At 42.3% G+C, this 18008-nt stretch carries 22 protein-coding genes; 13 read left to right on the forward strand and 9 right to left on the reverse strand.

The window, feature by feature from the left end; genetic code table 11:
* Positions 1-696: 696 nt before the first annotated feature.
* The 8 genes from cysE to V7K69_RS03580 all read left to right on the forward strand — a co-directional run bounded on the left by cysE (position 697) and on the right by V7K69_RS03580 (position 5567).
* Positions 697-1437, forward strand: coding sequence for a serine O-acetyltransferase (gene cysE, locus V7K69_RS03545; protein WP_335031473.1), 741 nt, complete (start codon positions 697-699; stop codon positions 1435-1437).
* An 80-nt stretch (positions 1438-1517) separates the two neighbouring features.
* Positions 1518-1748, forward strand: coding sequence for an Asr1405/Asl0597 family protein (locus V7K69_RS03550; protein WP_163926979.1), 231 nt, complete (start codon positions 1518-1520; stop codon positions 1746-1748).
* Positions 1749-2033: 285 nt separating this feature from the next.
* Positions 2034-2231: a DUF2949 domain-containing protein gene (locus tag V7K69_RS03555; protein WP_041565135.1), complete on the forward strand. Its 198-nt coding sequence runs from the start codon at positions 2034-2036 to the stop codon at positions 2229-2231.
* A gap of 371 nt (positions 2232-2602) precedes the next feature.
* Positions 2603-3736, forward strand: a complete 1134-nt coding sequence (gene nifV / locus V7K69_RS03560) for a homocitrate synthase (protein ID WP_335031477.1) — start codon at positions 2603-2605, stop codon at positions 3734-3736.
* Positions 3723-4010: a nitrogen fixation protein NifZ gene (locus V7K69_RS03565; protein ID WP_069070441.1), complete on the forward strand. Its 288-nt coding sequence runs from the start codon at positions 3723-3725 to the stop codon at positions 4008-4010. The genes nifV and V7K69_RS03565 overlap by 14 nt, the downstream gene beginning before the upstream one ends.
* Positions 3985-4188, forward strand: coding sequence for a putative nitrogen fixation protein NifT (nifT, locus tag V7K69_RS03570; RefSeq protein ID WP_114083693.1), 204 nt, complete (start codon positions 3985-3987; stop codon positions 4186-4188). Before V7K69_RS03565 ends, nifT begins: the two co-directional genes overlap by 26 nt.
* 117 nt (positions 4189-4305) lie before the next feature.
* A complete protein-coding gene (locus V7K69_RS03575) occupies positions 4306-4848 on the forward strand; it encodes a (2Fe-2S) ferredoxin domain-containing protein (protein WP_335031479.1) in 543 nt (180 codons plus the stop codon).
* Positions 4849-4988: 140 nt separating this feature from the next.
* Entirely contained in the window at positions 4989-5567 is a 579-nt protein-coding gene (locus tag V7K69_RS03580) for a Uma2 family endonuclease (protein WP_335031481.1), read from the forward strand.
* Between the two features lie 51 nt (positions 5568-5618).
* Here the strand turns inward: V7K69_RS03580 and V7K69_RS03585 are convergent, their stop codons facing one another.
* The 3 genes from V7K69_RS03585 to V7K69_RS03595 form a co-directional block, all read right to left on the reverse strand.
* Positions 5619-5882: a type II toxin-antitoxin system RelE family toxin gene (locus tag V7K69_RS03585; protein WP_335031483.1), complete on the reverse strand. Its 264-nt coding sequence runs from the start codon at positions 5880-5882 to the stop codon at positions 5619-5621.
* On the reverse strand, positions 5879-6082 hold the full coding sequence (locus tag V7K69_RS03590) for a hypothetical protein (protein ID WP_335031485.1): 204 nt from the start codon (positions 6080-6082) through the stop codon (positions 5879-5881). Before V7K69_RS03590 ends, V7K69_RS03585 begins: the two co-directional genes overlap by 4 nt.
* Positions 6083-6390: 308 nt before the next feature.
* The gene (locus tag V7K69_RS03595) at positions 6391-7773 is read right to left on the reverse strand and encodes a 1-acyl-sn-glycerol-3-phosphate acyltransferase (protein WP_335031487.1); all 1383 of its coding nucleotides are present in this window, start codon (positions 7771-7773) and stop codon (positions 6391-6393) included.
* 499 nt (positions 7774-8272) lie between these two features.
* Between V7K69_RS03595 and V7K69_RS32870 the strand changes: the two genes are divergently transcribed.
* Complete coding sequence (locus V7K69_RS32870) at positions 8273-8431, forward strand: hypothetical protein (RefSeq protein WP_442936113.1); 159 nt, start codon at positions 8273-8275, stop codon at positions 8429-8431.
* Positions 8432-8521: 90 nt separating this feature from the next.
* On the opposite strand, the gene V7K69_RS03600 is transcribed toward V7K69_RS32870, so the two are convergent.
* Positions 8522-9091, reverse strand: coding sequence for a Uma2 family endonuclease (locus V7K69_RS03600; protein ID WP_335031489.1), 570 nt, complete (start codon positions 9089-9091; stop codon positions 8522-8524).
* 221 nt (positions 9092-9312) lie between these two features.
* Here V7K69_RS03600 and V7K69_RS03605 point away from each other — a divergent pair, with 221 nt between their 5' ends.
* Both V7K69_RS03605 and V7K69_RS03610 read left to right on the forward strand, forming a co-directional pair.
* Positions 9313-11127, forward strand: coding sequence for a proline--tRNA ligase (locus V7K69_RS03605; RefSeq protein ID WP_335031491.1), 1815 nt, complete (start codon positions 9313-9315; stop codon positions 11125-11127).
* A gap of 306 nt (positions 11128-11433) precedes the next feature.
* Positions 11434-12045, forward strand: a complete 612-nt coding sequence (locus tag V7K69_RS03610; protein ID WP_335031493.1) for a GerMN domain-containing protein — start codon at positions 11434-11436, stop codon at positions 12043-12045.
* Positions 12046-12094: 49 nt separating this feature from the next.
* On the opposite strand, the gene V7K69_RS03615 is transcribed toward V7K69_RS03610, so the two are convergent.
* The 3 genes from V7K69_RS03615 to efp all read right to left on the reverse strand — a co-directional run bounded on the left by V7K69_RS03615 (position 12095) and on the right by efp (position 13741).
* The gene (locus V7K69_RS03615) at positions 12095-12442 is read right to left on the reverse strand and encodes an ArsR/SmtB family transcription factor (protein ID WP_012407243.1); all 348 of its coding nucleotides are present in this window, start codon (positions 12440-12442) and stop codon (positions 12095-12097) included.
* Positions 12443-12517: 75 nt separating this feature from the next.
* Complete coding sequence (accB, locus tag V7K69_RS03620; protein WP_335031496.1) at positions 12518-13075, reverse strand: acetyl-CoA carboxylase biotin carboxyl carrier protein; 558 nt, start codon at positions 13073-13075, stop codon at positions 12518-12520.
* A 108-nt stretch (positions 13076-13183) separates the two neighbouring features.
* On the reverse strand, positions 13184-13741 hold the full coding sequence (gene efp / locus V7K69_RS03625; protein ID WP_114083704.1) for an elongation factor P: 558 nt from the start codon (positions 13739-13741) through the stop codon (positions 13184-13186).
* 249 nt (positions 13742-13990) lie between these two features.
* Here efp and V7K69_RS03630 point away from each other — a divergent pair, with 249 nt between their 5' ends.
* Complete coding sequence (locus V7K69_RS03630; protein WP_335031498.1) at positions 13991-15097, forward strand: peptidylprolyl isomerase; 1107 nt, start codon at positions 13991-13993, stop codon at positions 15095-15097.
* A 68-nt stretch (positions 15098-15165) separates the two neighbouring features.
* Here V7K69_RS03630 and V7K69_RS03635 read toward each other — a convergent pair whose 3' ends face one another.
* Positions 15166-15747: a Uma2 family endonuclease gene (locus tag V7K69_RS03635; protein ID WP_335031500.1), complete on the reverse strand. Its 582-nt coding sequence runs from the start codon at positions 15745-15747 to the stop codon at positions 15166-15168.
* Between the two features lie 89 nt (positions 15748-15836).
* Here V7K69_RS03635 and thiL point away from each other — a divergent pair, with 89 nt between their 5' ends.
* Entirely contained in the window at positions 15837-16859 is a 1023-nt protein-coding gene (thiL, locus tag V7K69_RS03640; RefSeq protein WP_335031502.1) for a thiamine-phosphate kinase, read from the forward strand.
* A 33-nt stretch (positions 16860-16892) separates the two neighbouring features.
* Here the strand turns inward: thiL and V7K69_RS03645 are convergent, their stop codons facing one another.
* Positions 16893-17906, reverse strand: a complete 1014-nt coding sequence (locus V7K69_RS03645) for a type I glyceraldehyde-3-phosphate dehydrogenase (protein ID WP_335031504.1) — start codon at positions 17904-17906, stop codon at positions 16893-16895.
* Positions 17907-18008 lie beyond the last annotated feature (102 nt).

An 18008-nucleotide genomic window follows, 5' to 3' on the forward strand; every position in this document is an offset into this window, starting at 1 on the left:
AACCTTTTCGCCTTTCTTTAAGTATTTTTATGTTTTGTTGAGAAAGATCCGGGTAATGGATAGCTTAAAAAAGGGGGGAACCGGAATCAAAGTCCCCCTTTATAAGGGGGATTTAGGGGGATCTAAAACGTTTTGCTACCAAGAAGAAGACTTTTCAAACATCCTCTAAGATTTTGTGTTGGCTATTCCCACACATCTATATAATAAGGAAACAGTCACGATGAGCGATAACTATATTTTGAAACGTATATCTGCATACAGACAGCAAATCCTAAAAGAAAATAAAGAAACCTGTCTTTCGCTCAACTCAATAATAGGATACTAATAGTAGTAGCATATACAAAAAATCAATTTATAGCTTCATCTAAATCATATTTGAGTGCATCTGAGTACAACTTAATATATTGCAAAATATCTTGACGAAATCTTAGCAAAGGCTTACGGGTAAAGTTTCTTGTAGCGTGAACAGAAATTCTTAACCCCCGCCCCAAAAATACTAGTACCCCCATCGTTAAATACTAGCGCCCCTAACCCCAGACGAATTTTAACTTTATGTTAAGTCGGGGTTTCGGCGTTTGAGTACAACCTTAATCAATCCAATAAATCCAATCAGCATCGGGTTTTCTATCGAGTTGGATGTCACCTGATATAAGCATAAAAATAGCAGATGACTCATTTACCAGATAGACATTACCGATGCAACAGTCTTTAGACAGTATTAGCGATCCCCCCAGTACCAAAACGCAGGATTCTGCACATAAATCCATGCTGAAAAATTTACTCTCTGGCGGTTTTTTTGAGCCATTATTGAGTGATTTTCGCATTATCTTTGAGCGTGATCCCGCAGCACGGAATTGGCTAGAGGTGGTGTTTTGCTATCCCGGATTGCACGCACTCTGTTTGCATCGTCTTGCTCACTGGTTACATGGTCGAGGAGTCGGTTTTATCCCCCGTTTCATTTCCCATTTGGGGCGATTTTTGACAGGAATTGAAATTCACCCAGGTGCAGAGATTGGACAAGGCGTGTTTATCGACCACGGAATGGGTGTTGTCATTGGCGAAACTGCGATCGTCGGCGACTACACACTAATTTACCAGGGCGTTACCCTTGGCGGAACTGGTAAAGAAACTGGTAAGCGTCATCCCACAGTGGGCAAAAATGCAGTGATCGGGGCGGGTGCGAAAGTTTTGGGTAATCTGCAAATTGGCGATCGCGTCCGCATTGGCGCAGGTTCCATTGTCTTGCGGAATATCCCCAGCGATTGCACAGTTGTGGGAATTCCCGGTCGAATTATTTCCCGAAATGAAAACGCCAGCCTTTCTCCTTTAGAACATGGAAAGCTACCCGATATGGAAGCAACCGTGATTCGTTCTTTGCTCTCGCGTGTTGAGCAACTCGAAAAACAACTGCAAGCTTTAGGCGTTAAGAGTCATTAGTCATTGGTCATTGGTCATTTGCAAATGACAAAGGACAAAGGACAACTGACAAATGACAAAGGACAAAGGACAAAGGACAAATGACAAATCACGTTTTGCAGATTCCTCGGAGCGATCGCTGGCGAATCTATCACCGACTGCAAGAGTTAAAAATAAATAGCTCTTGTCCCCCTGATGGTTCTTTACGAGTGCAAGTGAACAATTTGCTAGAAGCGATTCTAATTCGCAGTACAGTTATGCAATTTCTCGCTTCTCGCCAGGAATTATTAGAGTGGCTAGAGCGTTGCTGGCATTACAGCGATGAATCATGAATCTTCTAATTAATCTTGGATTCATGACGCAATCACTGAACTTGATCCTTTTTGTTCATGGATGCACAAAGCTTAAATAGCTTTAGAGTTTGAAGCTACTGTATGCTTGCAGAATTTATTGCAGACTGAGATGGATTAGATGCAATTTAGATTTTGTTTATTCTGCTAAATCTGAAATTCTCCTGACATATAGCAACAATTAAAAATTCGAAATTACCAAATAAAAATTGGGATTTCTGATTTTTAAGTTTTTCCCAAATTAAGAAATTGAAAGTTCAATCACTTATGGCGACTCGGAACAGAGATATAAAACTCCTCAATTATTTGCACAACGAACTTGAACTTTCAAATGCTGATATTGCTGTAGCTCTGCGACACCGTGAATTAGAAAATGGGCCACTACCGATGCTCCTCTGGCAGTATGGTTTAGTTGATTTGGAGCAGCTAGGAAAGATTTTTGATTGGCTGGCAGAACACAGTTAGCGAATTTGTACCTTGTAGCTTTGAGTCCCATTACCTGCCTAAAGTACACACCAATGCTCTAGAAAATCTGAGGTTACTAAGATGATTACATCCTTAATTGCTGGATTCTGTGTTTTACTTTGTTCAGGGTTTGCTAATAGTTATATTAGTTCATTGCTACTCGAAGAGGTTTCAACTGACATCGGTAAAAACGATTAGTAAATTATACATTGTTTTAGTTCCCTGTCATACAGATGTGATGCTGCTAATAGGTCAATAATTAAGGATCATGTATCCTACATTATGAATTGTGATATTTTTAGCATTTGCCATCGCTGGGGATTGTAGAGAGAAAGGATATTAAGAATACTTCCAAGAGAGGGATATTTGCAATGAATCAAATCATAATTAATGACACTACACTACGTGATGGTGAACAAGCGGCAGGTGTTGCTTTTACCCTAGAAGAAAAAGTAGCGATCGCCAAATTTCTCGATGCCATTGGTATTCCCGAATTAGAAGTCGGTATACCGGCAATGGGTGATGAAGAAACCCGTGCGATCGCCGCAATTTCTGATTTGGGTTTACAAGCAAAACTCCTCGGCTGGAACCGCGCCGTCATCTCAGATATTAAGGCTTCTATTGCTTGCGGTCTGAACCGGGTGCATATCGCTATTCCCGTCTCTGGTATCCAAATCGCCGCTAAATTCCACGGCCAATGGCGAATAAGTTTGCAAAAACTCAAAGACTGCATCAGCTTCGCCGTCGATCAAGGTCTTTGGGTAGCAGTCGGCGGAGAAGATTCTTCCAGAGCTGATGAAAACTTCCTTTTAGATGTAGCGCTTTATGCCCAAGAATGGGGTGCATCCCGGTTCCGCTTCTGCGACACCGTAGGAGTTCTCGACCCTTTCGCCACCTACACCAAGGTTAAACGGCTGGTTTCTGCTTTGATGATTCCCCTAGAAATCCACACCCACAATGATTTTGGTCTAGCAACAGCCAACGCTCTTGCAGGTATCAAAGCCGGAGCCTTATCTGTGAATACCACAGTCAACGGATTAGGTGAAAGAGCGGGAAATGCAGCTTTAGAAGAAGTTGTGATGGCAATTAAACGCATCTATGGCGTTGATTTAGGCATCGACACTCCCAGTTTGCTGGAACTGTCTCAACTAGTTGCAGCCGCATCAGGAGCTAGCGTACCACCTTGGAAAGCGATCGTTGGCGAAAATACCTTTGCTCACGAATCTGGCATCCATGCTCACGGGGTATTGCAAAACCCCATCACCTACGAACCATTTGCACCCGAAGAGGTGGGTTGGGAACGGCGTTTAGTAGTAGGTAAACATTCTGGACGGCATTTAGTTGCTAACTTGCTAGAACAGCATGGAATTTTCTTGAACTCCCAAGAAACCCAATCTGTTTTAGATGCAGTGCGTCATCAATCGGTACAGAAAAAACGCAGTTTGACGACAGAAGAATTGTTGAATTTGGTCAGAGAACAGAGGTACTCTCATGCAACGCGATGAATTAGAACTAAACTTGCCACCTGCTTTTGAAATCGGTGAAAAAGTCAGAGTTCGTAAACTGCTAAAAAACGATGGTACTTTTCCTGGTAAGGAAGTCGGCCAAGTTTTAGTCAACAAGGGAGATATCGGTTACATAGCGAGTATAGGCACATATTTGCAGACTTCCTATATATATGCTGTGCATTTCTTAGAAACAGGGTTTGTCGTCGGCTGCAAGAAAAAAGAACTAGAATCGGTTGAGGAATCTCATGAAAGTAATGCTACGGATGAATGATGCCGGCACTTTAGTAGTTTACGTTGCTAAAAAAGACCTGGAAGAAGAAGTCGTCAAACAAACCGATGGAAATGATGGCAAAATTCTCACCCTAGCAAATGGTTGGGAATTAGAATTTCGTGATTTGCCAGACACAGCAAATTTACCCCAAACAGTAGAAGCTAAACGCCTCGCTTAAAAAATCGGGAGTAAAGAAGGGAATAGGTTATAGGTTACAGGGTACAGATTATTCCCTATAACCTGTCACCTGTCACCTCTCCCCTAATCTTCAATCCCCAACAACTTTTTATCAATCATGGGTGACAAATATTTGACGTTATCAGAATTGAACCTTGAGGGACAGTTACTAGGTTTTATTGGTGGTGAACCAGGAAAATATAAATATATGCAATTGGCAGTTCCATCTGGAAATGTGGAAATTAAACTGCCTAAAGAGTTACGCCGTTTACTAAGTTCATCCTTAGTTCCCGGTCAGCAACTTCGCATTTGTGGTCATAGTAAGATAGACTCACGCACAAGTAAAATTAAAATTAAAGCCTATAAGGTGACACCAATTAATACTTGTCCAAAACAAGATTTACCACCTCAAAGCAAAGCCAAAATTATGGTATGTCAAAAGGGTGGTTGCCTGAAACGTGGTGGTAAAGGGTTATTATCAGAATTAGAAAAAACTCTGTGCGATCGCGGTTTGTTAGACAAAGTTACCATTGAACATACAAGTTGCCAAAAATGCTGTGGCAGCGCTCCCAACTGTGTTTTACACCTTGGTAAAAAGAAATACAAGAATATTCATCCCGAAGCGATCGCATCTTTGCTAGAAAGTCACTTAACAGAGTAATAATCTTCTCTAGCTATTCTTAAAATAATCCGTAACAAATAGGGGTAAAATTTTTACCCCTATTTGTTATAAGTATCGTATAACTTTAATCAGCTACAGCTATATTAAGATAAAAATAACTCTGCATTCTCGTAGTTGTTATGAGCCTTACCACTGCTAAACGCTTTACTATAGCTGAATATCACCGTCTAGCTGAACTCGGCTTCTTTGAGGAGAATGACCGAGTTGAGCTAATTAAGGGTGAAATAATCCAGATGGCTGCAAAAGGTACACCGCATTCTGTTTGTGAAACACGCCTAGAGAGAGAATTATATAAGCTAGTAGGCGATCGCGCAACCCTGCGAGGACAACAGCCAATTAGTTTGTCTAACAACAGTGAGCCTGAGCCAGATAGAGTAATTGCAAAAAATAGAGATGATGACTATCTAGCAAATCATCCCAGCCCATCTGATATTTTACTCTTAATTGAGATTGCCGATTCATCCTTAAAATATGACCAAGAAGAAAAGCTACCTATTTATGCAGAAGCAGGGATTTCTGATTATTGGATATTTAATTTAGTAGATAATTATCTAGAGTGCTACAGCGAACCTTATCAAACTTTGCAAGTTAAATTTGGCTATCGTCGCAAGTTGATTTATCTGCCAAATGAATCAGTTAATCTGCCCTGTTTTCCTGATTTTTCACTTGATTTATCTAATATATTTTTTGGAATGTAATTATAAAATCGCTGCGAAAGTAGATTGAGTAATTAGTATTAACTTGACAATCTATTCATCTCGATAAACATCTCTTCGATGACCTACTCTGACAACTTTAACTATCAGTACATCATCTTGAATCTCGTACAAAATCCGATAATTGCCAACACGAATACGATATTTATTGCCAGTAGTTTCTAGCTTGACAACGCCGCTAGGACGAGGATTTTCAGCCAGTTCTAAAATTTTCTGGTTAATTCTATCTCCAATATCAGCAGATAATTTTTTTAATTGTTTTGCAGCCTTTTTAGAAAGTTCTATTTGATAAGTCACGATTCCAATTCTTGTTTGTACTGTTCCCAAGTAATAGTAGGTTCATTTTCAGCTTCCTCAAAGGCTTTAATATCCTCTTGATCCTCTGTCTTTCTAATATTTAACAGTTCTAAAATATCTTCTAAAGTATCTTCATAAGCTTCTTCTAGTCTTTGATTGATTGCTTTTAACAATTCTTGTCTTTTAGTTGTAGTTTCCATAACTAACCTCTGCAACTGCAAAATTTTAATTAATTTCCGCTTGAGTGATTGTTCTGCTAAACAGACCCATTAAGAATTTTCGAGCAGTCAAATTACGAACTATTTCAGACTTTTTAGGTTTCCTTAATTAGGGCAACACATTTCTATCAAGAATAATTATTCTTAAAGCATTGACAGTATTTTTATATCAAATTTCATTATAGCGTGTATACACGCTATAATATCTTACTATAATTGTGTAGTGAGAAGATAATTTAATTCTTACTGAAGCAAGCTGAATCTAGGAACTTGAAATATTACCCTCTTAATTAAATCAATCCTTCCAACGCGTGTTGCAAATCATTTGTCACATCAGCAACAGCTTGCCTAGCACCCAAACGATTTTCCTTATACGCTGGATAATACTCAGAAATAGATATGGGTTCCCCCACAGTAATTTTGACTTTTTGTTTACCTAATTGCGGACGCTGCAAAGTTTTATCGCCTTTGATTTTAGCAATCATTTGCCATAAAATTAAAGTCGTTTCAGCAAACCTTTCTACCGTTGGATTTTCACGAATATAATTACCAGAAACTGCCACAAAACTTTCTACTAAACGCATATGCCACATCCGGGCATTTGCTTCTTCAGCAACGCGATCGCCTAAAGCTCTTTCAACAGCAGAGACTCCTTTGACATCCTTAAACTCTTCTCTAAATATATAATTCCAACCTGCTTGCTCGACTCGCCGACAACGATCGCTCAAACTACCTTTTGACTGTAAATTAAAATACTGTTCTGATATTAGCAGCGCTGCATTCAACAACGCTTGTAAACGAAATGCTAACGCTTCATTTCTATCTGGAATTTGCCCAGCTACAATCTTCGCATCTGGCAATTTCTGATGATAAAACCGGGTGTAAAATTCTTCCATGAGCAAAAGTAAATGTTCTGCCAAAGCCAACAACCGGGGATAAAGCGACTCTATAGAAGCATTTTCAGGTGGATGCACAGGTAAACCACTAGCGGCTTCCATTTCAGTTAAAAGATTAGCGATCGCATCCCAAGGAGCATCAACGTAACTATATTTAATCCCAACTGGTACAATTAAAACCTGTTCGGGGCGTTCAGCTTTGTGCAAATCTTCAGCACACCAAAAGCCTAATTGGGCAATACCAGGTTCTAGAGGGCTAATATTCTCCGATAAGCCATTGGTTGCACCCTCTGGTGCAGCCGCCATTGGGAATTTCCCATTGGCAAACAAGTCACGCGCCGAACGTAACCCCGTCCAGTCAGCTTTACCTCGCTGAATCGGAGTCCCACCTAAATGAGAAGCAATCCAGCCAACATAGGAACCTGCCCAGAGAGGAATGCCGCGATCGTAGATAAAATGAGCGTGAATGGGATGTTGTAGTGTTGTACCTTGCGATCGCGCTGTCTTTGGTACAATTTGAGACAGCAAGTAACCCAAACAAAACGGATCGTCTGTTTTCGGATGGCGAAATGCCAGCATAAAACGGATCTTACCCTCTTGAAACTGGCGATAGAGATCCACCAGCACCTCTACGTTGTCTGCTTCAATTTGGGTAATCGGTGTTTGCCATTTTATCCAACTGGGTAGCAACAAATGGACAACTCGTAGCAATAAAGGGTTAAACGCGGGAGGAATAAATTCTAAGGGTGCTTGTGCTTGATAAATTACATCTGCCAAGGTAGTTTCTCCTAAAGATGCCCTGATTCTAATTGCCTGATGGTTATTTCTTTTAAGATATCCTAATGGCTGTAATATGCCCTGAGTAATGAAGTAACGTTAAAATCTGCCTATTGTCTCAAGCACAGCACATCACTCAAGTTTGAAAACTAAGATACTTTCTTAGTCTAGGCAGGTTATTTTAATACTGACTTTTCACGGTTAGAACTCACGCACACTCTACGATTTCTTCTCTACAAGACGCTACGCGAACGATAAATTAAGCTTTTTGACGATTTTTGCGTAAGTCATAAGAGTATCGTAAAACCTTTCTCTAAGTAGGTTGGCGCAATTAAAGCTAACTGGTGAAGGCTGTCATTTGTCCTTTGTCATTGGTCATTAGTAAGGACTTTAAGCCTATTTACGTTTCGTAATATATTTGGGTTTTTCCGCGCCAACTTACTTATATCTCTCCTTTTAGGCTACGGTATACACACAAGTCTTTTAGAGTTGCAATGCGATTGTTTCGGGTGACAATGCAATTGTTTTGGGTGACAATGCGATTGTTTCGGGTGACAATGCAATTGTTTTGGGTGACAATGCGATTGTTTCAGGTGACAATGCCATTGTTTCAAGTGACAATGCCATTGTTTCGACTAACAATGCCATTGCAACGTGAAAATTACTTAGGCAGACTTATAAAGTATTTTCTGTAGCAATTGAAAGTGTAGGTAGATAGTGAAGGGAGGTTTAGCAGCACTTGCAAATCTTAATAGCAAGAAAGACTCAAGCTAAATCCTGGCAATACATCTTCACCCGATAATTGTGTGGGTAGATTTTGCACTTCCGTATCTTGTTTTTGGCGATAAATTTCTACTTGCTGCTGTTGGGGGTTAATTAACCATGCTAGTTGTACGCCTGCATCTATATATTCCTGCATTTTGGAACGCAACATTTCCAAATCATCCGTTGCTGACCTTAATTCAATGACAAAATTGGGTGCAATGGGGGGAAATTTGCGTCTTTGTTCAGGTGTAAGTGCTTGCCAACGTTCTCGTTGAATCCAAGCGGCATCTGGAGAACGGTCAGCACCATTGGGTAATTTGAATATAGTAGAAGAACTGAAAGTGTAACCGAGGCCAGTTTGCCGATTCCAGATTCCCAAATCAATAATTAAATCTGCTTCTCGATTGCCGCTTTCACCTCCAACGGGGGACATGATGATTAATTCTCCCTTGGTAGTGCGTTCAAATTTCAATTCGCGGTTATTTTGACATAAGTGATAAAATTGTTCGTCACTCAGGTGAACAGTGTCTAGTTTTAATGTCAAATGACTCATAACCTAGACCTAGATTAAATAGTTGCAAAGATTATATCATGCCATATCTTAATGGCTGTAAGATGCCGATGCCTGCGGCGGGCAAAGCCATCGCACACCACGCAGGTTCAAACTAGGATGCCTTCTTAGTTCGCTCAGGCGGACAAGAATTTGTGTAGTCGCGATTTCTAATCGCCAGGTGGTTTATAAACAAATTAGAGATTCTGGAAAGGGATTAAACGATGCGACTTTCACAAATGTTATTTGTTACACTGCGGGACGATCCGGCTGATGCTGAGATTCCTAGCCATAAATTATTACTCCGTGCAGGCTACATTCGTCGCATCGGTAGTGGTCTTTATGCTTATTTGCCGTTAATGTGGCGGGTACTGCAAAAAGTTTCCCAGATTGTGCGGGAAGAAATGAACGCTACAGGCGCACAAGAATGTCTCCTACCACAATTACAACCTGCTGATTTATGGAAGGAATCGGGACGCTGGGACACTTACACCAAAGCTGAGGGAATCATGTTTTCCCTAATTGACCGCCGTGAGCAACAATTAGGATTAGGCCCAACTCATGAAGAAGTAATCACAGCGATCGCTCGTGATATGATTCGCTCTTATCGCCAGTTACCACTGCATCTCTACCAAATTCAAACCAAATTCCGCGATGAAATTCGTCCCCGCTTTGGTTTAATGCGCGGACGCGAATTTATCATGAAGGACGGCTACTCTTTCCATACCGATGAAGCCAGCCTCAAAGAAACTTACCAGGATATGTATAAAGCCTACAGCAATATGCTGCGGCGTTCTGGTTTAGCGTTTCGGGCAGTGGAAGCTGATTCTGGTGCAATTGGTGGTTCTGGTTCCACAGAATTTATGATTTTGGCGGAAGCTGGTGAAGACGAAGTTCTCTACACTGAGGATGGTAAATACGCCGCTAACGTAGAAAAGGCTGTTTCTTTACCAATTGAAGCCGAAACCTCACGGTTTACAACTTATGAGAAACGCGATACACCTGGAACAGAAACGATTGAAAAGGTGTGTCAACTCCTCAACTGTTCTCCGACTCAATTGGTGAAAAATGTCCTTTATCAGACAGTTTATGATAATGGCGCAACAGTGTTAGTTCTGGTAAGCATTCGAGGCGATCAGGAAGTTAATGAAGTCAAGTTGCAAAATGAACTGACCAAATTAGCTTCGGAATATGGCGCTAAAACTATTATTAGTTTGAATGTACCAAATGTAGAAGCCCAGCAAACATGGACAGCCAAATCTCTACCTTTAGGCTACATTGCGCCAGATATCGCAGATGAGTATATTACTGCTAATAAACAGATCCATCCCAAGTTTTTGCGCTTGGTGGATCAAACAGCCGTTGATTTAAAAAACTTTGTTACAGGCGCGAATGAAGCTGGTTATCACGTAGTTGGTGCTAATTGGGGTGAGCAATTTAAGTTACCAGAGCGAGTAGTAGATATTCGTAAGTCAAGACCAGGCGATCGCGCCATTCATAACCCAGAACAAACCTTACAAAGCGCCCGTGGAATCGAAGCCGGTCACATCTTCCAATTAGGCACTAAATATTCCCAAGCGATGGGTGCAACTTATACCAATGAACAAGGTGAAGAAAAGCCGCTATTTATGGGTTGTTTTGGTGTGGGCGTGTCACGATTAGCACAAGCTGCCGTAGAGCAATCTTATGATAAAGATGGGATTATTTGGCCAGTTGCGATCGCACCCTACCACGCGATTGTGACAATTCCCAACATTAAGGATGCTCAACAAATTGAAATCGCCCAAAAACTTTACACAGAACTCAATCAAGCAGGAATTGAAACCCTACTAGATGACCGCGACGAACGGGCGGGAGTTAAATTTAAAGATGCCGACTTGATTGGCATACCTTATAGAATTGTAACCGGACGCGCGATCGCTAATGGCAAAGTTGAAGTTGTAGAAAGAGCCACCCGTAAATCTCAAGAAATAGTCATAGAGGAGGTTACAACCACACTCAAACAGTGGATTACCGCCGCCACTCAGGTAAAAAATTAAACTTTAACATTTACGCAGAGGAATCAATACTTTACTTTGCGTTCCTCTGCGTTTTACTCAGCCTTCCTCTGCGTTGTAAATTAATCATCTCCAAAAAGAATGAAATTTACATAATTTGGTAGGTGACGGATTAGAAATATAAATTCTAAAATTGAAAAAGGGACTCGTGGAATTAAAAATAATCGCCTTTTGAGGCATAAAGTCTCCTCCAGGTTTCGGGAAACTCTCTACTTGTAAGTATCGTCTTTAACCAGGCTGCTCCTCATATAACTACCATATCAGCCCTCAGTCAGGAAGGTTTTAAACATGAAAGACCAACAAGGATCTAATCGGATTTCTTCAGGCGCAATTGCAGCCGTTTCAGCAGTGGTTGTAGCAGTGGGTGGCGGTGTAGCTTGGTTTACTACACACTCCAACAATCCTCCCACACCATCAAACCCCTCTGGTTCCATAGTTCAACCAGCACAACCATCAACTAGACAGCCAGCTAATGAGCAAAGCCCTAATGTTTATTGGCTCAGACCAAAAGACAAAAGTGTTGCTTTGGTTCCCCAACCTGTTAAAGTCGCTTCTATACGAGCCAGCCAGCCTTTAGAAGCAGCTTTCCAAAGTTTGTTAGCAGGGCCGACAGAAGGAACAGATTCCACAACTATCCCCAAAGGAACTAAGCTGCTGGGATTGAAATCAGAAAATGACGAAGTTCACGTTAATTTATCTGAAGATTTTACCAGTGGTGGTGGTAGCACATCAATGATGGGTCGCGTCGGACAAGTTGTCTATACTGCGACAAGTTTAAATCCTAAAGCCAAGGTGTACATTGACGTAAACGGCAAACCATTGGATGTTTTAGGTGGTGAAGGCGTAGAGTTACAACAACCACTAACTCGTGAAAGCTTTGATAAAAATTATCAGCTTTAGTTATTGGTCATTGGTCATTGGTCATTGGTCTTTACAAATGACAAAAGACCTAACGTTTGCTATTTAACACACGAAAATTACGGGCTTGCTCCTCTAACCTTGTGGCCAGGCGATCGCAAACCCGATTACACAAATCAAAAATCATTTCATCTTCCACCCGGTAATAGGCGCAAGTTCCTTCACTGCGGCGGCTAAGGATACCTGCTTGCCACATTACCTTCAGGTGTTTTGACACATTTGCCTGAGAAGTCTGTGTTGCCTCTACCAATTCTTGCACGCATTTTTCTTCATCCCGTAATAAGTGGAGCAGCCGCAAGCGCATCGGCTCACTTAACAGGCTGAAGTATTCAGCTACTTGTTGCACCACTTCTGGCGGTAAAGGCAACGTTTGTTTCATCAGGATTAACCCGCAAGGACTGAAGTTTTAACGATGACTCATTTCAGATGACTCATTTGATATATAGATTAATACTTAATCGGGGTTAATTCGCATCAAAGGTTGACCATATTCTACAGCGTCACCATTTTGGAGAAGAATTTCCATCACCTGTCCAGAGACTTCGGCTTCGATTTCATTCATTAGCTTCATGGCTTCAATGATACAGACTGTTTGGCCCTTGCGGACGCGATCGCCAACTTCCACAAATGCCGCTTCTCCAGGCGCAGGAGCGCGATAAAACGTTCCCACCATTGGGGAAGGCACTTCTACTAATCTCTGATCGATGATTGAGGGAGGATTTACTGACAACTGCAATTGTGTGCTAGTACCAGTATTCTCAAACACGCGAGATGTGGACACCTCCGTTACCTGACTCGCGTTCACCTGGTTTCCCCCAGATGAACCCGATGTCAGGCCAGAACCTACCACACCGCCGAAGGTCGCTTGACCTACCGACAACATCTGATTGCTGATACTCACAGCCTTACGGACTGTTAGTTCAAAATCATCGCTTTTGAGCGTGACTTCTGCAATATCTGTTTGTGCGATAGTTGCCAATAGTTGGCGGATTTCATTAAAGTCCAATGGCACAGTTTTTATTACCTCGACCTATCCGTAAATTAGCATCTTAAGTGTGGCAGGGATTAAATCCAGATGTCGGGATTTCAATCGGGACTCGCATCTCCGTAGAGATGAAAGTTATTCCCTGCTGATATACTTATCTTCTTGGGTATCAACTTTGATGCGTTCTCCTTGGGAAATAAACAAAGGAACCATCACAATTGCACCAGTTTCCAAAGTTGCTGGTTTTGAGCCACCTGTGGCAGTGTCACCTTTTAAACCTGGATCTGTTTGTACAATTTCCAGAACTACAGATTTAGGCAATTCTACTCCCAGCACTTGGTCGCCCCACTTAATAACTTCAGCTTCCATACCTTCCTTCAGGTATTTGACGCGATCGCCAATTTGTGCGCGGGTCAATCTGCCTTCTTCGTAGGTTTCCATATCCATAAAGACGAACTCATCGCCCTCTTTATAGGTATGCTGCATCGTGCTTTTTTCTAGAGTAGCTTGGGGCACAGTTTCCCCAGCTCGGAACGTTTTTTCCATCACGCTCCCACTTTGGACATTTTTTAACTTAGTTCGGACAAAGGCGGAACCTTTGCCTGGTTTGACGTGCAAGAATTCTAGCACTCGCCATACAGACCCATCTAATACAATCGAAACACCGGGTCGAAAGTCGTTACTGGAGATCATGAAACTTTCAAATTTTGGAAGACAATCGGCATTTATTGTACCCTTCTAGAGCCGTCATTGGGCATTTGTCATTAGTCATTTATCATTTGTCATTTGTACTGAGCGTATCGCTAAAGCGAAAGCTTCGCTAATGCGTAGCGTCTCCAAGAGTTGTCAAAGTATTTGTCATTTATCCTCCGCCCTTAACGTGGGAAGATTATTGATGGGTTACGTCCAGTCAACAATTTAATGCTGCATTTGAGTTATCCCATGCTTAACTTATTAAAATCCTGGCTGAAGAACAGCCTAATGGCAATACTGCTGGTAACAATATTTTTAGGCATAACTACAGCTGGGTGGACTCCCTCCAGTAGCGCCGCGTTGCCAGCCGGCAACGCAATCACCGACGGCAAGGCTTTGTTGCGGTATGCACTCCCGATAGATAACAAACCTGTACGGCAACTACAAGCCAGTTTAGAGGACATCTCTGCCCAACTGCGGGCTAATCGGCGATGGGGTGCTATTTCCAAAGACATCAGCAAAGCATCCCGAATTCTCGATAAACCCTCCCAAATCTTAACAAGCGTTCCCACAGAACGCCAACCCCAAGCAGAAGCTTGGATTACCGAGTTGAAATCTGGGGTGGGTAAATTAGAAGAATTGGCGAACAGCAAAGATAAAGAACAAATTCTTCAAGAGAGAGGCAAACTTCTAAATCTAGTAACTCAGATAGAAGAGTCAATGGTGAAAGAATTCCCCTTTGAAGTGCCTACTGAGTACAGTAACCTGCCACAACTGAAAGGTCGTGCCACGGTAGAATTCAAAACTAACAAAGGCGATTTGACCGTTGTGGTAGATGGTTATAGCGCCCCTATTACTGCTGGTAATTTTGTAGATTTAGTGCAGAGGGGTTTTTACAATGGCTTAGAATTTACCCGTTCTGAAGAATCTTACTTTCTGCAAACTGGAGATCCCGCAGGTAAAGATGTAGGTTTCATTGATCCTAAGACGGGTGAATATCGCGCTATTCCCTTAGAAGTCTTAGTTCAAGGTGATAAAGCACCTACTTATGGGATTACGCTAGAAGAAGCTGGTCGTTACGTTGATATGCCAGTTCTACCTTTTTCTGCTTTTGGTGCAGTAGTTATGGCTCGCCCTGAAAGTGAAGTGAATGGTGGTTCATCACAATTTTTCTTCTTTTTGTTTGAACCAGAACTTACCCCCGCCGGACGCAACCTATTAGATGGTCGCTATGCCGTTTTTGGCTATTTAACTGAAGGCAAGGAAGTTTTGGATAAACTGAAGGCGGGTGACAAAATTGAATCGGCAAAAGTCGTTCAAGGAATAGAAAATCTGGTTGAACCGCAAGCAGCGTAAGAAGGAAGCAGGGAACAGGGGGAGAATAATTTCGAACTCCTGTAGAGACGTGATTAATCGCGTCTCTCCTAATTCCCCTGATTTAGATTCCCGGCGGTGAATACTTGATCAACTGTAATCGCTAATTCTGGAAAAGTCCGTGATACAATTTCCTGAGTATCAGTAAAAACTGTTTCTTCGTAAAATCCATCTTCCAGTAGTAACACTGAAACTTTTGCTTCCAGTGGGTCTACAATCCAATATTCAGGAACCTCTAAGGCCGCATATTCAGAACGCTTATGACGATAATCCCGTTTCACCGACTCTGGACTGACCACCTCAACAATTAGTAACGGCGGTGACTGAAATACTGCTGAGGCATTCAACAATTCCCTGGCTTGCTCAAGCGTCACCACACACAAATCAGTCAACCTAGATTTATTTCTCCCCGTTCTCACCCCACTTTCTCGAAAACACAGCCAAGGTGAGCTACAACGTTTTATTTCTGCTTTGAAAGCAGTATCTAAAAAATCGACAATCAGGAAATGTTCAATAGTAGGTGGGTTCATTAGCTCTAGCTTGCCATCCACCAATTCATAATGAAAACCGTTGCCATCATCATAGGTTAAGTACTCTTCAAATGTGATGCTGGTTACTGGTGTTGTTACCATCCCAACTGACTCCTAGACGATACCCTTATATTAAACAGTAAAACAAATCATCAGTTTTCTTAGTAATTTTTCAGCACGGAAAACCGATTGTGAACAGTAATTTCTCTTCTCAACAAGTAAAAGATATTGGCGAACAAGGTCTTTTAGAAAGATTACAGCGCTTCTGTCCTCCAGAAATTATCGGTGATGATGCCGCAGTACTTGAAACTGCACCAGGGAAATCTTTGGTAGTGACTACAGATGTACTGGTTGATGGCGTACATTTTAGCAACCTCACCACTTCCCCACAAGATGCTGGTTGGCGGGCTGCTGCTGCCAATTTATCAGATTTAGCAGCGATGGGGGCTTCCCCATTGGGAATTACCGTCGGGTTGGGACTCCCTGGCGAAGTTAAGGTAAGTTGGGTGGAGCGACTGTACCACGGAATGACAGAATGCCTGCAAAAATACAATACCTCCATTGTCGGAGGTGATGTGGTGCGATCGCCTGTGACAACTTTGGCAATTACAGCGTTTGGTCAAGTTAACCCTAGTCAAATTATCCGCCGTTCTGCTGCTGTAGTGGGAGATGCGATCGTTATTACAGGGGTTCATGGAGCCTCCCACGCTGGCTTAGAACTGCTCTTACACCCCGAATTAGGACAAAACCTCAAAGATGTAGAACGCACGGCTCTAATCCACGCACATCAACGTCCACAACCACGATTAGATGTCTTGCCAATCCTCTGGGAAATTTTAGCATCTCAATGCCCCATACCCATAGCTGGTATGGATAGCAGCGATGGTTTGGCCGATGCAATTATCCAAATCTGTCGTGCCAGTGGTGTTGGCGCTGTCCTAGAACGCAGACAAATTTTTATACCAGCAGCTTTTGACCATTGGCTAACAGAAGAGCAAGCGCTAGCTTATGCTCTATACGGTGGCGAAGACTTTGAATTAGTGCTTTGCTTGCCACAAGAGTCAGCATTAGCCTTAGTACAACATCTTGGTCAAGGTGCTGCGATCGTCGGCAACATTACACCCGGATCAACAGTACTATTGCACGACGAACAAAAAAAATTCCCTGACCAAGTTCTGAGCCTTAGCCAGGGATTCCAACACTTTGGCCAATAGCCATTGGTCATTTTTCCAATGACTAATGACAAATTATTGCCACTTCTCAGCTACCAATTCTGCCAAATCCAAAACTCGTTGGCTGTAACCCCACTCGTTGTCATACCACGCCATCACTTTTACTAAGTCATTGCCCATAACCAAAGTCAAGCTGGAATCAACAATCGAAGAAGCATCGCTACCTTGATAATCGGAAGATACCAGTTCTAGTTCGCTATAGTCCAAAATGCCTTTAAGTGGGCCTTCAGCAGCGTCTTTGAGAGCTTGGTTCACTTCTTCAGTAATAGTACGCTTCTCAACCTGAACTACGAAATCTACCATTGAGACGTTCGGGGTTGGTACGCGCAAGGCAACGCCATTAAGCTTGCCTTTCAGGTCTGGGATAACCAGCGCTACTGCTTTTGCTGCACCAGTGGAGGTGGGTACAATGTTTATCGCTGCGGCCCTCGCCCGTCGCAAATCCCGGTGAGAAGCGTCTAGCAAACGCTGGTCGCCTGTATAGCTGTGGGTGGTCGTCATCGTACCTTTGATGATGCCGAACTTATCGTTCAACACCTTGGCAATTGGTGCCAAACAGTTGGTAGTACAACTAGCGTTACTGATAATGTTGTGTATGTTGTGGTCATAATCATGATGATTCACACCAACCACAAAAGTACCATCCTCGTTTTTACCAGGAGCGGTAATCAGAACTTTCTTGGCTCCAGCATTTACGTGCTTGAGCGCTCCTTCTTTGCTAGTAAATACCCCGGTTGCTTCGATAATTAGGTCAATTCCCCAATCTCTCCAGGGCAAGTTTTCTGGGTTGCGATCAGATACGCACTTAATGGTCTTACCGTTAACGATGATAGAGTTATCATCGGCACTAATCTCAGCACCTTTGATCTTACCTAGCATCGAGTCATACTTCAGCAGGTGAGCATTGGTTCTAGGGTCTGAAGTGTCATTAATAGCGACAAGATCAATTTTGCTATTCTCTCTACCCACCCAGCAACGTGCAAAGTTACGTCCAATCCGCCCGAAACCGTTGATTGCAACTCTAATCACAGTGTCTTGCCCTCTGTATTTATGCTTATATGTTGATATCGTTGACCCCAATCATATCGCAAAGGGGGGGGGCACTTTTAACCATAAAGTGTTAGATCAATA

The sequence above is a fragment of the Nostoc sp. genome (assembly GCF_036917775.1).
In the GTDB taxonomy this organism is placed as follows: Bacteria; Cyanobacteriota; Cyanobacteriia; order Cyanobacteriales; family Nostocaceae; genus Nostoc.

Coding starts and splice junctions, on each gene's coding strand:
- cysE (WP_335031473.1), top strand. CDS start 697: ATGCAACAGTCTTTAGACAGTATTAGCGATCCCCCCAGTACCAAAACG.
- V7K69_RS03550 (WP_163926979.1), top strand. CDS start 1,518: ATGACAAATCACGTTTTGCAGATTCCTCGGAGCGATCGCTGGCGAATC.
- V7K69_RS03555 (WP_041565135.1), top strand. CDS start 2,034: ATGGCGACTCGGAACAGAGATATAAAACTCCTCAATTATTTGCACAAC.
- nifV (WP_335031477.1), top strand. CDS start 2,603: ATGAATCAAATCATAATTAATGACACTACACTACGTGATGGTGAACAA.
- V7K69_RS03565 (WP_069070441.1), top strand. CDS start 3,723: ATGCAACGCGATGAATTAGAACTAAACTTGCCACCTGCTTTTGAAATC.
- nifT (WP_114083693.1), top strand. CDS start 3,985: ATGAAAGTAATGCTACGGATGAATGATGCCGGCACTTTAGTAGTTTAC.
- V7K69_RS03575 (WP_335031479.1), top strand. CDS start 4,306: ATGGGTGACAAATATTTGACGTTATCAGAATTGAACCTTGAGGGACAG.
- V7K69_RS03580 (WP_335031481.1), top strand. CDS start 4,989: ATGAGCCTTACCACTGCTAAACGCTTTACTATAGCTGAATATCACCGT.
- V7K69_RS03590 (WP_335031485.1), bottom strand. CDS start 6,082: ATGGAAACTACAACTAAAAGACAAGAATTGTTAAAAGCAATCAATCAA.
- V7K69_RS03600 (WP_335031489.1), bottom strand. CDS start 9,091: ATGAGTCATTTGACATTAAAACTAGACACTGTTCACCTGAGTGACGAA.
- V7K69_RS03605 (WP_335031491.1), top strand. CDS start 9,313: ATGCGACTTTCACAAATGTTATTTGTTACACTGCGGGACGATCCGGCT.
- V7K69_RS03610 (WP_335031493.1), top strand. CDS start 11,434: ATGAAAGACCAACAAGGATCTAATCGGATTTCTTCAGGCGCAATTGCA.
- V7K69_RS03615 (WP_012407243.1), bottom strand. CDS start 12,442: ATGAAACAAACGTTGCCTTTACCGCCAGAAGTGGTGCAACAAGTAGCT.
- efp (WP_114083704.1), bottom strand. CDS start 13,741: ATGATCTCCAGTAACGACTTTCGACCCGGTGTTTCGATTGTATTAGAT.
- V7K69_RS03630 (WP_335031498.1), top strand. CDS start 13,991: ATGCTTAACTTATTAAAATCCTGGCTGAAGAACAGCCTAATGGCAATA.
- V7K69_RS03635 (WP_335031500.1), bottom strand. CDS start 15,747: ATGGTAACAACACCAGTAACCAGCATCACATTTGAAGAGTACTTAACC.